The sequence below is a fragment of the Brucella grignonensis genome (assembly GCF_002252505.1).
GTDB lineage: Bacteria > Pseudomonadota > Alphaproteobacteria > Rhizobiales > Rhizobiaceae > Brucella > Brucella grignonensis.
In genome coordinates, this window is the sequence record NZ_NNRL01000158.1 from 109,718 (window position 1) to 123,666 (window position 13,949).

A 13,949-nucleotide genomic window follows, 5' to 3' on the forward strand; every position below is an offset into this window, starting at 1 on the left:
AAGTGGAAATGGAAATCCGTATCAGTGCACTGCTTGCCGGAAAGATTGCTCCATTAGGAGAACGGCAGGCACCGAGCGGCATTGATAAGAAGCCCGTTTCAGGTCCTGTAAGGCTTCTTCGTGACGGTCTCGAATGCGATGAGCAAGGTGACCGAAAAGTACATGGCGGCCCGGAAAAGGCCATCCATCACTATCCGCATGATCATTACGCTGATTGGCGTGAGGACGTAGGTGACAATCCTCGTCTTGATGCATCTGGCGCTTTTGGCGAGAATATTTCAACAACCGGACTGACCGAGCATAATGTTGCAGTCGGTGATCGCTTCCGCATTGGCACAGCGCTGGTGGAAGTGTCGCAAGGGCGACAGCCTTGCTGGAAGTTGAATGCACGCTTTGATGTACCGGATATGGCGGTGCGGGTGCAAAAAACCGGACGCACCGGCTGGTATTATCGTGTTCTGGAAGAAGGTGTCGTTGCTGAGAACGATACGATGCAACTTGTCGAGCGACTTTCACCGGAATGGACTCTGCACCGGGTCTGGCATCTGCTCTATGTCGATATGCTCAACTATGATCAGCTTGCCGAGATGGCTCAGATCCCGCACCTTGCGGACGGCTGGAAGCGTTATGCTATCCGCCGTCTCGAAAATCGCAAGGTTGAAGACTGGTCGCCCCGGCTTACAGGGCATAAAGAATAAGGTTCAGGCCTGATAGGCAGCCATTTCATGTTGATCCAGCAAGGCGAGCTTGAGCTTTTCCATCGCACGGCTCTCGATTTGCCTGACGCGCTCTTTTGAAATGCCGAGTTTTTCGCCCAGCGCTTCCAATGTCACTCCGTCATCATCGAGCCGACGCTCGCGAATAATGTGCAACTCACGCTCGTTAAGCGCATGAAGGGCTGTATGAAGCCAGCTAACCCGACGTTCCATGTCGATGGTGCTTTCCACGACTTCATCCTGCAATGGATGATCATCAACGAGAAAATCCATACGGCTCGATGCGCTGGATTCGTCATTATTCATTGAAGCCGAGAGCGAACTGTCGGAGCCTGAGAGCCTGCTATCCATGAACTCGACATCACTAGCAGAAACACCCAACTGAGTGGAGATCTGGTTGTAGATTTCCGCCTTGCTCATCGTCTCATCTTCCTGAGCAAGCTTGGAACGCAGACGACGAAGGTTGAAGAACAGCGATTTTTGCGCAGAACTTGTACCGCCACGGACAATTGACCAGTTGCGCAGAATGTAATCCTGCATTGAAGCGCGTATCCACCACGACGCATAGGTCGAAAAGCGCACATCGCGTTCAGGATCAAAGCGCGCAGCCGCTTCAAGCAGGCCGACATAGCCTTCCTGAATGAGATCGCTCATCGGCAGCTTGAATTTGCGGAAGCGCCCAGCCATGGAGATCACCAATCGCATATGTGATGCAGTAATGCGATGAAGAGCCTCCTGATCCTTGTTCTCTTTCCAGCGAATAGCCAGCGCGCGTTCTTCCTCCCGCTCCAGATAAGGTGCAGACATCGCATTGCGGATCATCGACTGGGGAGAAGAGGATGCAGCTGGTGGCACGTTGCGCGCCACCATTGGCAAACGCACTGCTGGAACGGTGGAGGAACTGCTTGCGGATGACGTCTTCATCTGGTTCTCCTGTTCTGACTGCGAGGCTTTCCAAAAATTGGAAGCGCAAGACAAAAGATATTCCAGCTCTGCGAAGAACAATTGAATGAACGGCTTCTATTCGTTCAAAATGCCTTTTACAGACCTGCTCTGAGGCCAGACTGATACGCCGCAAAACAAACCCGTTTACGAACTGGTACTGCTCAACAACGCGGCAGGAACCTTCCGGTTCCATTTACGCACTATAAATCTTTGACATTGCTGGAAAATAGAGCGTTTAAGCCAAAAGAGCGAAGCGGCTTTGCGAAGGATAATGCGTCAAAACAAAAAGATAGAGCAGCTCTCGGGATATTGCTTTAGATAAGGCGCTCATTGAAAAATGGACATCTCGGAAGCGTGCAACTGGACGATTGCTAAACCAGATAAATAAAAAGCCCGGCTAAGCCGGGCTTTTTAGAGCACAATGCAAACGTTTATTACGCTGCTTCGACCTCATCGCCTTCCGCATCGGCATCAGCCTTTGTGCGTTTTGGGCTCTTGGCGAGATTTGCTTCGATAAGACGAACAGCTTCCGTGTCGGAAAGCTTGTTCACGGCAGCGATTTCGCGCGCCATACGGTCGAGCGCTGCTTCATACAGCTGACGTTCGGAGTAAGACTGCTCAGGCTGGTTTTCAGCACGATGCAGATCGCGAACAACTTCAGAAATCATGATCAAATCGCCGGAATTGATCTTTGCATCATATTCCTGCGCGCGGCGCGACCACATGGTGCGCTTCACACGTGCACGGCCCTGGACGACCTTCAATGCACGCTCAACATAATCGGTTTCCGAAAGCTTACGCATGCCGATGGTTACGGCCTTAGCGACTGGCACCTTGAGGCGCATCTTGTCTTTTTCAAAGTCGATAACAAAAAGCTCAAGCTTATGGCCGGCTACTTCCTGCTCTTCGATCGCTACGATCTGGCCAACGCCGTGAGCTGGATACACAATCGATTCACCGGTCTTGAAACCCTGACGAGCCGGAGTCTTCTTCTGCTGGGATGACATACGCTTCAATACTCCCTGTTGTGCCCGGCGCAACTCGCCGGTTTACACATGATTTCGACCGTAGCTCCTGGGAGAGATACGGAAGTCGTTGCGGTTTTGAACTGAAAGCGCGTCTCAGGCACGAATTTATCTACCGGGAGGGTTTGGTGAGGACGGAGCGCTGAAATCGCAATAATCCATCCCGGTGCCAATACAGCCCGGTAAAAAAATTTAGCCCTTTCAGAGATTAACGCATTTGCGCCACGAGTTGACGTCCAGTCACCGAAATTATCTGTGTAACTTAACACAATTTTGCGCAAGAATCAACAAATTGCCAAACACGTTGGTTTTGGCAACTTTAGACGCCCATAAAACAGGTTGTAATCACTTATTCATGCAGACAAGTTTGCCCGCATGATGGGTGTTAATCACCCGAACCTGGTTCTGCCGAGAAGAACTGTTCAAGCTTGCCAGCAACACCATCCATTTCCTTGGCTTCAGGAAGCTCGTCCTTCTTAGCCGTCAGATTAGGCCACTTGGCAGCATATTCAGCGTTCAGCTCAAGCCACTTGTCAAGGCCCGGCTCAGTGTCCGGGCTGATGGCTTCTGCCGGACACTCAGGCTCACAGACGCCGCAATCAATGCATTCGTCCGGATTGATGACGAGCATATTCTCGCCTTCATAGAAACAGTCGACGGGACAAACCTCGACGCAGTCCGTATATTTGCAACGAATGCAATTATCGGTCACGACATAAGTCATTGTCCAACTCCTGTTGCCGACCTTCCATCTGAAGGAATGGCTTATCTATCCTGAACTGGCTGTTTGAACATTCAGATCGGACATCTGAATGATTTCGCTCCGGTCACGACATATGTGTCACGCATATGGTGCTACGGCGTGTGGCTTGCTTGCCAGCTCATGCCCTTGCAATCGCCAACGGTGAGGTAACGACTTTATCTGCCTATGACAAGGGCCCAAACGCCGCAATATCAATATGTCACGAACATCTGAAATGACGTTTCTTTTGAAGGCAAAAACCTAGAAAATGCTTTTATTTTAAGCCTTTAATACGCAATTTCTATCGCGCTGACCATTCAAACTGCGTCATCGCGTCCGCTTCAATTGCCGCGCAAGCGATCAGTTTCGCGACGTTCTTTCTTGGTGGGACGACCTGCACCGGTTTCACGCCGGGGCTGAACAGCTTCAATGGTTTCGGATTGCTGGGTAGGTTTTGGTGTCAAATCTTCATAAAGAAGCTGCGCTTCGGGCGCAGGTCCACGCCGCTCTCCGCCCGCCAATATCTTATAGATCACGATGCGCCGCTCAAGGGTGATGGTCAGAACATCGCCGATTTTCACCTGATGCGAGGCCTGCTCGATCTTGTCGCGATTAACACGAACCTTGCCGCCGACGGCGAGTTTCGCCGCCAGCGATCTTGATTTGACCACACGTGCAAAGAACAGCCACTTGTCGATACGCTGTCTTGCAATCGCTTCGGTCGCCATCTTACTTCTTCAGTTGCTCCTTGAGAGCAAGAAGCTTGGCAAAAGGCGAATCGGGATCGACACGCACGGGACGTTCCTGCTCGAACCGCTTGTTGCCCTGCTGTCCGGCATTGTCGCGCTTTGGCTGACGGTTGCGGTCACCATCACGCGGCTTGCCCTTGAAGCCCTCGCGCTTGCCCTGATTCTGGTTTTGACCCTGATTCTGGCCTTGATTCTGGCGGGCACCATCATGATTGCGACGGTTTTTATCGAACCGCTTGCCGCCACGATTGTCGCGCGTGTTCTGCGCTTCGCCGCCGTCTGAACCATCTTCGGACTTGCGAGCCTCATTGCCCTGAACGCCCTGCTGTGGGCGATTGTGGCGCTGACGGTTCTGATCCTGATTGCGATTGCGACCTTCAAAGCGGCCCTGACGCCACAGAAGAACAGGCTTCGGCTCTTCAGCCGGCGCTTCGCTTACTTCGGTAACAGGCTTGGCTTCTTCAACAGTCTCGGCAACAGCGGCCTCCACTGGTGCAGGCACAGGCTCGGCTGCCGGAACGGCAGGCTTTTCGCCTTCGCTTGCAACTGCAGCAGGTGCAGCAGCCTTGAAAACCGTATCCTTGACTTGAGCTTCAGCGGCAAATGCATCAAGCTCGGCAAGCTTTGCCGTTACATCGGCTGCGTCCATGGCTTCATGACGATAGCCGAGGCTTTTCAGGATTTCTTCCATGTCCTCGCCAGTCGCGCCCAGAATGGACATCATGGCAGGAGTCACGATGAAGCGGCCACCGTCATAGGCACCTTCCGGACGTGTGCCCGAACCCGGACGCCAGGCAAGTGCCGGACGAATGAGGTCAGCAAGGCGTTCCAGAATATCGATGCGCACAGCACGACGACCGAGCACCCGATAACCGGCCAGACGATAGAACATCGGGTCAAAAGCCGGATCAACGACGACCGATGTACGGCCAGCGGCCAGCACATTGACCACATCACCATAACCGGTGCGTTCACGACCGTCATTCTTCAATGCCCAGAGCAGCGTGATGAGGCCAGCCGGAGCAGGCTTCAGCAGCATTGGCATGAAAACATGATAAGCGCCAAAACGCACACCGAGACGACGAAGCGCTGCTCGCGAATCCTGATCAAGACCGCGCACTTCTTCGGCCACTTCGCGACGCTGAAGAATGCCAAGGTTTTCGACGATCTGGAAAGCCAGACCACGGGTCATACCGGTCAAAGCATCGGCAGCACTAAGATCAGTCAGCGGCTTCAATACGGTTTCGATATGGTGAGCGACAAAACGTTCAATACGGGTAGCAACCTTGTCACGGGCTGGTCCGGTCAACTGTTCGTCAGCCAGAATGATCGCACGTGGCTTCAACACATCGTCGCCAGCGACGAGCGTTGCAACGGTCGCACCGACCCAGCGCATCACGCCATCCGACCCAAGCGCAAAATCGCCATTGGGTGCCGCAGCAAACCGCTCCGCACGACGTTCGAACTCGGCGGCTAGCGCCTTTTGTGCAGCCGTCTTCACAGCCTTCGCGTCCGGCCCTTCAGCCTGAACGTCGGCAGTGAACCGGAATCCTTCTAGTTGCCCAACATTGTGGCCCTCGACAATTACGTCACCGGCCGGGCTGATTTCTGCTTCTAGCATGGCATTCTCTCTCAGGCGCCTCATAAGCACGCTTGTCCTGCGGTCTACAAAGCGTTTCGTCAACCTTTCATGCAGCGCGTCGGACAATCTGTCCTCAATTTCGCGCGTCTTTTCCTGCCAGTGTGTCGGATCGGCAAGCCATCCCGGCCTGTGCGACACAAAAGTCCAGGTGCGGATTTGCGCCACGCGATGCGACAGAGTGTCGATTTCCCCCTCTGTACTGTCGGCGCGGCGCACCTGTTCGCTCATATAATCTTCATCAACGCTCCCTCGGCGGACCAGATCCTGATAGATGGTTGCAATGATATCGGCATGTTGAGCCGGCGCGATCTTACGATAATCGGGGAGCGCACAGGTATCCCACAAAAGTTCGATCCGCGCAGGCGTCGTTGCAAGCCGCACAATGTCGTCGTCTTTCGACAAATTTTCAAGCGCCTGTTGATCAACAGCAGGCAATGCTTTGGTAAGCCCTTCTATAGGGGTCGGTGTTTCCAGAGAATAGCGCAAGGCATTGAGCGACGAGAAGTCGAACCGACCCGTCCGCCACTGCAGCACTTTCACTGGATCAAAAGCATGTGCTTCAACCCGTTCAACGAGTTCGTCGTCAAGTGGCTGTACCTGCCCCGTCACACCGAAGGTGCCGTCGCGCAAATGGCGCCCTGCGCGTCCTGCGACCTGCCCGATTTCAGCTGGCGTCAGATCACGGAACTGATAGCCATCAAATTTACGATTCTGCGCAAAGGCCACATGATCGACGTCGAGGTTAAGCCCCATGCCGATCGCATCGGTTGCGACCAGAAAATCCACATCGCCCGATTGATAAAGCTCAACCTGCGCATTGCGGGTGCGTGGGCTGAGTGCCCCCATCACCACAGCAGCACCGCCACGCTGGCGGCGTATCAGCTCTGCAATTGCATAAACTTCATCCGCAGAGAAGGCCACAATAGCCGAACGATTCGGCAAACGAATGATCTTCTTGGAACCCGCATAGGTAAGGTGTGACAAGCGTGGACGCGTGACCACGGTGATCCCGCGCAAAAGCTTTTCAAGAATACCGCGCATGGTGCCTGCACCAAGCAGCAGCGTTTCCTGCCGCCCACGCAAATGCAGAATACGGTCGGTAAAGATGTGACCACGTTCCAGATCGCCCGCAAGCTGCACTTCATCGATAGCCACAAAAGGCATATCTGTCCGACGCGGCATAGCCTCAACGGTACAGACGGAATAACGTGAGGTAGGCGGCGTGATCTTTTCTTCACCGGTAATCAGCGAGACATTGGCAGCCCCGACCTTCTCGACGACACGATTATAGACTTCGCGCGCAAGCAAGCGCAGCGGAAGACCTATCATGCCACTGCCATGCGACAACATCCGCTCAATGGCGAGATGTGTCTTGCCGGTATTTGTTGGCCCCAGCACCGCAGTAACACCGCGGCCGCTTAAGGTCAGCGGCAGATCATGGGCAGGGAGATGGTTCATACCAATAATAGAATTCCCGGAACAAATGCCTTACGTAAAGCCATGCGATAGCACTATCTGACTTGAGCCGAAAGCGCTCCTGTTAAGTTTCATTCAGTGTTTCAGGGGCCTTTATCACCCGGCTAAGCCTTCGTTGTTTTAACTGGAACTGCTCTCTAAAGCACCCTGAAAAGAACAAAACGGCTTTCAAATGACGATGGGTATCAAAATGCAGGATACAGTATCGGTTGCACACACTCCTGCATCTTAACAAATGCCCCTTTTAATAAATAGAACGACTCCGGAACGAATCGGCGACGAATCACTGTTTCCGTGCTCTTCGCCTTTTGTTCACGGCCACATATGGTAGCAAATAAACGTCGGCCCACCATATGATGAATCACCTCCGTTAAGATCAGGGCTAGAACGAGAACAAAGCGACAGACACGTTAACCTTTGCTTTTCATGCCTTCATGCAAGAGAAGCGGGCACCCCAGTCACTTATAAATTATCAATCTTTCCTGACAGTTAGTTAACACCCACAGCGCATGAGAACCTAGTTTTGTTAACCTTCAGGCCAAAGCCGGAACGAATCGGCGACGAATCGCTGATCCGCATATTTTCCCTTTTTGTTCTCACAACATATGGTAGCAACAGGGAACAAAACCCATAGAGCGGCATTATTTTGCCGCTCGATTTTGTCGCAAACAGCTTCAGCGTTAACTTTTACCCGTTTATTGTCGCTCGACACACAAGGCGACACCCATGCCGCCGCCAATGCATAGCGTTGCCAGACCGCGCTTCACATCGCGCCGTTTCATCTCATAGAGAAGCGTTGTCAGCACACGCGCACCCGATGCGCCAATCGGATGACCGATAGCGATAGCGCCGCCATTCACATTGACGATCTCCGGATTAAGTCCAAGATCGCGCACGACCGCGCAGGATTGCGCTGCAAAAGCCTCATTGGCCTCAACCAGCTCCAGATCAGCAACTGTCCAGCCAGCCTTTTCAAGCGCTTTGCGGGTTGCAGGAATAGGCCCGGTTCCCATGATCGACGGATCTACACCCGCCGTTGCCCAGGAAACGATGCGCGCGAGCGGCTCAACACCGCGTTTTGCGGCTTCATCTGCATCCATCAGAACCACAGCTGCAGCACCGTCATTGATGCCGGAGGCATTGCCCGCCGTAACCGTGCCTTCCTTGTCGAAGGCAGGTTTCAGCTTGCTGAGCGCTTCGATCGTCGTGCCTGCACGGATATATTCATCTGCAGAAACAATCGTCTCCCCCTTACGGCTTTTCACCGTAAACGGAACGATTTCATCATCGAAGCGGCCAGCTTTCTGTGCGGCCTCGGCATTGTGTTGCGAGGCCAGCGCAAAAGCATCCTGTTCCTCGCGGCTCAACTGCCATTGCTTGGCAATATTTTCCGCTGTGATCCCCATAGGATAGCCGTGGAAGGCATCAACCAAACCATCTTTCATCATGGTGTCGATCATTTTGAAATCGCCCATTTTTACGCCACCGCGCAAATGGGCACAATGTGGCGCCATCGACATGGACTCCTGTCCACCCGCCACGATGATTTTTGCGTCGCCCGACAGAATTTGCTGCATACCGAGCGCCACGGAACGCAAACCGGAACCACAGAGTTGGTTGATCGAGAAGGCTGTCGTTTCTTTCGGACAACCAGCAGCCATAGCCGCCTGACGGGCGGGGTTCTGTCCCTCACCCGCCGTTAAGACCTGACCAAGAATGACCTCGTCCACATCGACCGCATCAATGCCAGCACGTTCGAGAGCTGCCTTGATGGCGGTAGCGCCAAGCTCATGCGCAGGCACATTGGCAAAAGCACCGTTGAAGGCCCCCACCGCAGTACGGGCAGCGCTGGCGATAACAATGGCCTTCGGATTATGTGTGGCTGTCATTCTTTCCTCCTTGAAAAATCACCGACAGAGAAAACCCAAAACCGGCACTTTTGCAAGGTCATACGCGCGAGAGACAGGAATACACCTTCGCTCAAAATGATAATCAGTTTCTTCGATAGGCGTGCACTTTTGACCATGCGCATTGCTCAACAACCGTTAGATTAGCGCCATGCAAACAAAGGAGACAACCATGCCCCAACTGACGCTAGAAAAAGCCAACGCGATCATTGCAGGTGCTTTTGCCAAGGCCACAGAACTGCAGCTGAAGCCAATCGTTGTTTCAGTTTTTGACGCCGGTGGCCATCTCAAGGCCTTTCAGCGACAGGATGGAACTTCGATTCTCCGCTTTGAGATCGCCTCTGGCAAGGCATTTGGCGCTCTGGCTGTTGGCGCTGGCTCACGCTGGCTCCACAATCAGGCCAAGGATCGTCCGCATTTTCTGGAAGGTCTTTCGGGCGTGTCAGGTGGAAAGATCGTCCCTGTCCCCGGCGGCGTGCTGATTAAAGATTCCTCAAACGAAATTATCGGCGCCGTCGGAATTTCAGGTGATACCTCGGACAATGATGAACTCGCAGCAATTGCGGGCATCGAGGGCGCTGGCTTTGCTGCGGATGCAGGCTGACTTCATCTGCTTGAGGTCACGTAAACGCGTGACCTCACCGGCTCAATAAGTGGGCTAAACCCGACAAACCAAATATTCCCAAAAGAAAACGCCGCTTCCGGAAACCGGAAACGGCGTTTTTGAAATCCATCTTTCAGCTGCAATGCAGCCTAAGACTATTCCTTAGCTTCGAGGACCTGACGGCCGCGATACATACCGCTCTTAAGATCGATATGATGCGGACGACGAAGTTCGCCCGAGTTCTTGTCCTCGACGTAAGTCGGGGCCTTGAGAGCGTCTGCCGAACGGCGCATGCCGCGCTTCGACGGAGACGTTTTGCGTTTTGGTACTGCCATGGATCCAACTCCACTGATCGATCAATAAACGTCCGGCACAGCCCCGAGGAGCCTGTCACATCGGACAAAATTCCGGAAAGTCACGTGCCTATACACGCTCTCGCGGCATTTGACCAGTCGGAGTCTTATCTTTTTTCCAGACTGCGCATTTATTGCACACACGTCACATAAGGACCAGCCCGGGAAGCGCGTCCGGCAACAATACGCGAGATACGCTGCATGTTGCGCGTTGGCTTTGCCGGATTGCGCAAAGCAGGATTGGGAAGCGTTACGGCAAGCAGAGCTGCTTGCTGTGCAGTCAGACGGGATGCGGGACGTTTGAAATAATGCTGAGCTGCAGCCTCAATACCATAGATGCCCGGCCCCCATTCGGCGATGTTGAGATAAATCTCCATGATCCGTCGTTTGGAAAGCACCGCATCTGCAGTAATCGCCAGAGGGAATTCGAGCCCCTTGCGCACATAGGAGCGACCGTTCCAGAGAAACAGGTTCTTCACCGTCTGCATGGTTATGGTAGAGGCGCCGCGGCTGGGACCGCCCTCACCTGAGTTATCGAGCACAAGACTGAGCTGGTGCCAGTCTACCCCGCCATGACTGCAGAACTGCCCATCCTCTGCCATCATGACCGAATTGACCAAAACGGGCGCGACATCCTCGATACTGACCCATTGCCTATCAACGTCCCGTAAGAGGACGTAATCCTTGACCATCAAAGTCGAGATCGGGCGCACAAAAGGGACCGAATAGATCAGGATCAAAAAAAGCGGGAGAATCGCAAGCGCCACCAAAATCTTGAGCATAAGGGCAACTCTGCCACCCCAAACGGGATCAGCCAAGTAATTGCGACCATCTTTGCTCTTGAGAATGATTTTTGCCACTTCCACCGCCCGTTAATTCCTTTCAAGCGACATAAACTATTCCTTAACAATAATGAAACTGATTCCATAATCTACTGGCGGGATTTCTAACGGCAGGTTGAGCCAATCTTTGCGACACACTTGTCATTTGATGACCGCTTGATGAAAAAGCCTGTGCTGACCGTTGTGCCCAGTTGACCAATTCAGCGCTTTCGTCCATCCCCTTCTGCATGGAAAACGTGTCTGTCGATTTTGCTCAATCCCTGAACCTGCGTGCGCTCGAAGTCGAGACAATGCTGGTTGGGCTTCTGGATCTTCGTTTGCGCACTGGCGAAGTGGCTCGCCCGGAGCGACTGCTTGCGGCCATGCGCTACGGCGTGCTGAACGGCGGAAAAAGGCTGCGTCCTTTCCTCGTCGTTGAAAGTGCGGCTCTGTTCGGCAAACACGGCGATGCGGTCCTGCGTGTCGCATCGGCGCTCGAATGCATTCACTGCTATTCGCTCGTCCACGATGATCTGCCCGCTATGGATAACGACGATATGCGGCGGGGCCAACCAACCGTGCACAAGGCTTTCGATGAAGCCGCAGCTATCCTCGCAGGTGACGGTCTGCTGACCTATGCATTTGACATCGTGGCGTCAGACGAAACCGATCTGTCTGCCGATATCCGTATCCAGCTTGTATCAGCACTCGCGCGTGCATCTGGCGTTGGCGGCATGGCTGGCGGTCAGGCACTTGATCTGATGGCAGAAGACAACAAACCGGATGAAGCAGGCATCATAACCTTGCAAGCGATGAAAACCGGCGCGTTGATCCGCTTTGCCTGTGAAGCAGGCGCAATTATCGCAGGTGCATCACGCGAGGATCGCGAACGTATGGCCGAGTTCGGCTCCGCCATCGGCCTTGCTTTCCAGCTTGCCGACGACCTTCTCGACGTGACCGCAGATGCAGCCGCCATGGGCAAAGCAACCGGCAAGGATGCGGCGGCAGGCAAAGCCACGCTCGTGGCGCTTCATGGCATTGACTGGACCCGCAAGCAGCTTTCCGGCCTCGTTGCCCAGGCCGAAAGCCTGCTAGAGCCATTCGGCGATGATGCGACCATTCTCAAGCAGGCCGCCCGCTTCATTGCAGAGCGACAGAGCTAAAACTTACACATCTGTTTCACGCACCTTGATGATGGCAACGTCATCCACCGAGAGCGGGCGACCATCGAGCGCGCGCACCTCCAGTTTTGCGACACCTTCACCATTTGCCGTATCGACCAGCTTTGAATGCGGCTCATCGGGCGCGAAAAGATAATTCTCGCCCCATTGACGCAACGCGACGACGACCGGCAAAAGATCGCGCCCCTTGGCCGTGAGCCTGTATTCCTGATGCGCGCCGCCATTGGGATCGGACACCATTTCCATAATGCCCTCGCCCGTCAGCTTGCGTAGCCGTTCCGCGAGAATGTTGCGTGCAATACCCAAATTCTTCTGGAAGGCGCTGAAGCGCGTTACCCCATCAAAAGCTTCGCGCACGATCAAAAGCGACCACCAGTCGCCAATCACATCCAGCGCTCGTGCGCTCGGGCAATAATCGCCTTTCAGGCTTTTCTTGCGAACCATGCTTACTCCACGCATTGCAACTTAGTTGCAATATAAAACCAATCACGCTAAAAGCAAAATGGTTTCATTTTAAAACCATTTTGCAGGAGCCAATCATGCAGTCCTCCCCCACCGTGGCAGCACCATCTGCCGCGAACGACCTTGTATGCCCTTCGCTCTCCCAAGCGACATTGTTACTGTTTGCCATCGCCAGCGGCCTCGCCGTGGCCAATGTCTATTTCGCGCATCCGCTTCTTGATGTGATGGCAGATGATATGGGGCTGAAACGCTCAACTGCAGGCCTCATTATCGCTGCGAGCCAGATTGGCTATGCAATCGGCCTCATTTTTCTGGTGCCGCTAGGTGATCTTTTCGACCGGCGAAAACTGATTCTCGCGCATTTCCTGCTTTCGGTCTTATCGCTACTCGCCATTGGCTTTGCAGGAAGTGCGACCATGCTGCTGCTGGCAATGGCTGCGACAGGCCTTCTGGCCGTCGTCACACAGGCCCTTGTCGCCTATGCAGCCAGTCTCGCCGATCCGATGCAGCGCGGACATGTGGTGGGAATTGTCACAAGCGGCATCGTGCTTGGCATATTGCTGGCGCGTGCCATAGCCGGAGCGCTTACCGATATCGGTGGATGGCGCAGCGTTTACTTCAGTTCTGCAGCACTGACCTTCCTGATCTCGTTGCTTCTATGGCGAAGCCTACCAGAACAGAATCGCCAGACGGCAAGTATCTCCTACCCTGCTCTTATTCTATCACTCGTAACACTCTTCCGATCAGAACCGGTCCTGCGCATTCGTGCAATCATCGCCATGCTGATCTTTGCGGATATCACCACACTGCTTGCGCCCCTCGTCATGCCGCTCAGCGCGCCGCCTTTTGAGCTAAGCCATGCACAAATCGGACTGTTCGGCCTTGCCGGAGCCGCAGGCGCGCTTGCGGCTTCACGTGCGGGCGCGGCTGCCGACCGTGGGCACGCTCAGCGCATGACCGGCATTGCACTCACGCTCATGGTTCTTTCATGGATACCAATAGCCTTGCTCAATCATTCAATGCTCTGGCTGATTGCAGGTGTGCTGGTGATCGATTTCGGACTTCAGGCCGTGCATGTCACCAATCAGGCGATGATCTATCGTGTGCGACCCGAAGCGCAGAATCGGCTCACCGCTGCCTATATGGTTTTCTATTCCATCGGCAGTGCCAGCGGTTCGGCATTTTCAACCTGGATCTATGCCTATGCAGGTTGGAACGGTGTCTGCCTGCTGGGTGCAGGCATCAGCCTCTTCACGCTCATATTCTGGGCAGCAACCCGTAAATCAATGCCCGAAGCCGCTACGCGCCCTGTCTTAAACTGAAATG

Annotated in this window: 13 protein-coding genes; 4 read left to right on the plus strand and 9 right to left on the minus strand. The window is 53.9% G+C overall.

What is annotated here, in order from left to right:
- Positions 1-8: 8 nt before the first annotated feature.
- Positions 9-698, plus strand: a complete 690-nt coding sequence (locus CEV33_RS10180; RefSeq protein WP_094540380.1) for an MOSC domain-containing protein — start codon at positions 9-11, stop codon at positions 696-698.
- Between the two features lie 3 nt (positions 699-701).
- On the opposite strand, the gene CEV33_RS10185 is transcribed toward CEV33_RS10180, so the two are convergent.
- The 6 genes from CEV33_RS10185 to CEV33_RS10210 all read right to left on the minus strand — a co-directional run bounded on the left by CEV33_RS10185 (position 702) and on the right by CEV33_RS10210 (position 9,184).
- Positions 702-1,640: an RNA polymerase factor sigma-32 gene (locus tag CEV33_RS10185; RefSeq protein ID WP_094540381.1), complete on the minus strand. Its 939-nt coding sequence runs from the start codon at positions 1,638-1,640 to the stop codon at positions 702-704.
- Between the two features lie 455 nt (positions 1,641-2,095).
- On the minus strand, positions 2,096-2,668 hold the full coding sequence (locus CEV33_RS10190) for a CarD family transcriptional regulator (protein ID WP_094540382.1): 573 nt from the start codon (positions 2,666-2,668) through the stop codon (positions 2,096-2,098).
- A 403-nt stretch (positions 2,669-3,071) separates the two neighbouring features.
- Complete coding sequence (gene fdxA, locus CEV33_RS10195) at positions 3,072-3,410, minus strand: ferredoxin FdxA (RefSeq protein WP_094540383.1); 339 nt, start codon at positions 3,408-3,410, stop codon at positions 3,072-3,074.
- A 359-nt stretch (positions 3,411-3,769) separates the two neighbouring features.
- Positions 3,770-4,156: an RNA-binding S4 domain-containing protein gene (locus CEV33_RS10200; RefSeq protein WP_094540384.1), complete on the minus strand. Its 387-nt coding sequence runs from the start codon at positions 4,154-4,156 to the stop codon at positions 3,770-3,772.
- A 1-nt stretch (position 4,157) separates the two neighbouring features.
- Positions 4,158-7,277, minus strand: a complete 3,120-nt coding sequence (locus tag CEV33_RS10205) for a helicase-related protein (protein WP_094540385.1) — start codon at positions 7,275-7,277, stop codon at positions 4,158-4,160.
- A 713-nt stretch (positions 7,278-7,990) separates the two neighbouring features.
- Positions 7,991-9,184 (minus strand): acetyl-CoA C-acetyltransferase, encoded by a 1,194-nt coding sequence (locus tag CEV33_RS10210; RefSeq protein ID WP_094540386.1) that lies wholly within the window; start codon positions 9,182-9,184, stop codon positions 7,991-7,993.
- Positions 9,185-9,374: 190 nt separating this feature from the next.
- Here CEV33_RS10210 and CEV33_RS10215 point away from each other — a divergent pair, with 190 nt between their 5' ends.
- Entirely contained in the window at positions 9,375-9,806 is a 432-nt protein-coding gene (locus tag CEV33_RS10215; RefSeq protein ID WP_094540387.1) for a GlcG/HbpS family heme-binding protein, read from the plus strand.
- 155 nt (positions 9,807-9,961) lie between these two features.
- On the opposite strand, the gene rpmF is transcribed toward CEV33_RS10215, so the two are convergent.
- Together rpmF and mtgA are read right to left on the minus strand one after the other, a co-directional pair.
- Entirely contained in the window at positions 9,962-10,141 is a 180-nt protein-coding gene (gene rpmF, locus CEV33_RS10220) for a 50S ribosomal protein L32 (protein ID WP_006467787.1), read from the minus strand.
- Positions 10,142-10,290: 149 nt separating this feature from the next.
- Positions 10,291-11,019: a monofunctional biosynthetic peptidoglycan transglycosylase gene (mtgA, locus tag CEV33_RS10225; RefSeq protein ID WP_208620184.1), complete on the minus strand. Its 729-nt coding sequence runs from the start codon at positions 11,017-11,019 to the stop codon at positions 10,291-10,293.
- A gap of 209 nt (positions 11,020-11,228) precedes the next feature.
- On the opposite strand from mtgA, the gene CEV33_RS10230 reads away from it, so the two are divergent.
- Positions 11,229-12,143 (plus strand): polyprenyl synthetase family protein, encoded by a 915-nt coding sequence (locus CEV33_RS10230; RefSeq protein ID WP_094540486.1) that lies wholly within the window; start codon positions 11,229-11,231, stop codon positions 12,141-12,143.
- Positions 12,144-12,146: 3 nt separating this feature from the next.
- Here the strand turns inward: CEV33_RS10230 and CEV33_RS10235 are convergent, their stop codons facing one another.
- Positions 12,147-12,605: a winged helix-turn-helix transcriptional regulator gene (locus CEV33_RS10235; RefSeq protein ID WP_094540389.1), complete on the minus strand. Its 459-nt coding sequence runs from the start codon at positions 12,603-12,605 to the stop codon at positions 12,147-12,149.
- A gap of 95 nt (positions 12,606-12,700) precedes the next feature.
- Here CEV33_RS10235 and CEV33_RS10240 point away from each other — a divergent pair, with 95 nt between their 5' ends.
- Positions 12,701-13,945 carry an MFS transporter gene (locus tag CEV33_RS10240; protein WP_094540390.1) on the plus strand — a complete coding sequence of 415 codons (1,245 nt, stop codon included), beginning with the start codon at positions 12,701-12,703 and terminating at the stop codon, positions 13,943-13,945.
- Positions 13,946-13,949: the final 4 nt, after the last annotated feature.

Excerpts from the sequence above, each read along its gene's own strand:
- CEV33_RS10180 (WP_094540380.1), top strand. The coding sequence starts at position 9 with ATGGAAATCCGTATCAGTGCACTGCTTGCCGGAAAGATTGCTCCATTA.
- CEV33_RS10185 (WP_094540381.1), bottom strand. The coding sequence starts at position 1,640 with ATGAAGACGTCATCCGCAAGCAGTTCCTCCACCGTTCCAGCAGTGCGT.
- CEV33_RS10190 (WP_094540382.1), bottom strand. The coding sequence starts at position 2,668 with ATGTCATCCCAGCAGAAGAAGACTCCGGCTCGTCAGGGTTTCAAGACC.
- fdxA (WP_094540383.1), bottom strand. The coding sequence starts at position 3,410 with ATGACTTATGTCGTGACCGATAATTGCATTCGTTGCAAATATACGGAC.
- CEV33_RS10200 (WP_094540384.1), bottom strand. The coding sequence starts at position 4,156 with ATGGCGACCGAAGCGATTGCAAGACAGCGTATCGACAAGTGGCTGTTC.
- CEV33_RS10205 (WP_094540385.1), bottom strand. The coding sequence starts at position 7,277 with ATGAACCATCTCCCTGCCCATGATCTGCCGCTGACCTTAAGCGGCCGC.
- CEV33_RS10210 (WP_094540386.1), bottom strand. The coding sequence starts at position 9,184 with ATGACAGCCACACATAATCCGAAGGCCATTGTTATCGCCAGCGCTGCC.
- CEV33_RS10215 (WP_094540387.1), top strand. The coding sequence starts at position 9,375 with ATGCCCCAACTGACGCTAGAAAAAGCCAACGCGATCATTGCAGGTGCT.
- rpmF (WP_006467787.1), bottom strand. The coding sequence starts at position 10,141 with ATGGCAGTACCAAAACGCAAAACGTCTCCGTCGAAGCGCGGCATGCGC.
- CEV33_RS10230 (WP_094540486.1), top strand. The coding sequence starts at position 11,229 with ATGGAAAACGTGTCTGTCGATTTTGCTCAATCCCTGAACCTGCGTGCG.
- CEV33_RS10235 (WP_094540389.1), bottom strand. The coding sequence starts at position 12,605 with ATGGTTCGCAAGAAAAGCCTGAAAGGCGATTATTGCCCGAGCGCACGA.
- CEV33_RS10240 (WP_094540390.1), top strand. The coding sequence starts at position 12,701 with ATGCAGTCCTCCCCCACCGTGGCAGCACCATCTGCCGCGAACGACCTT.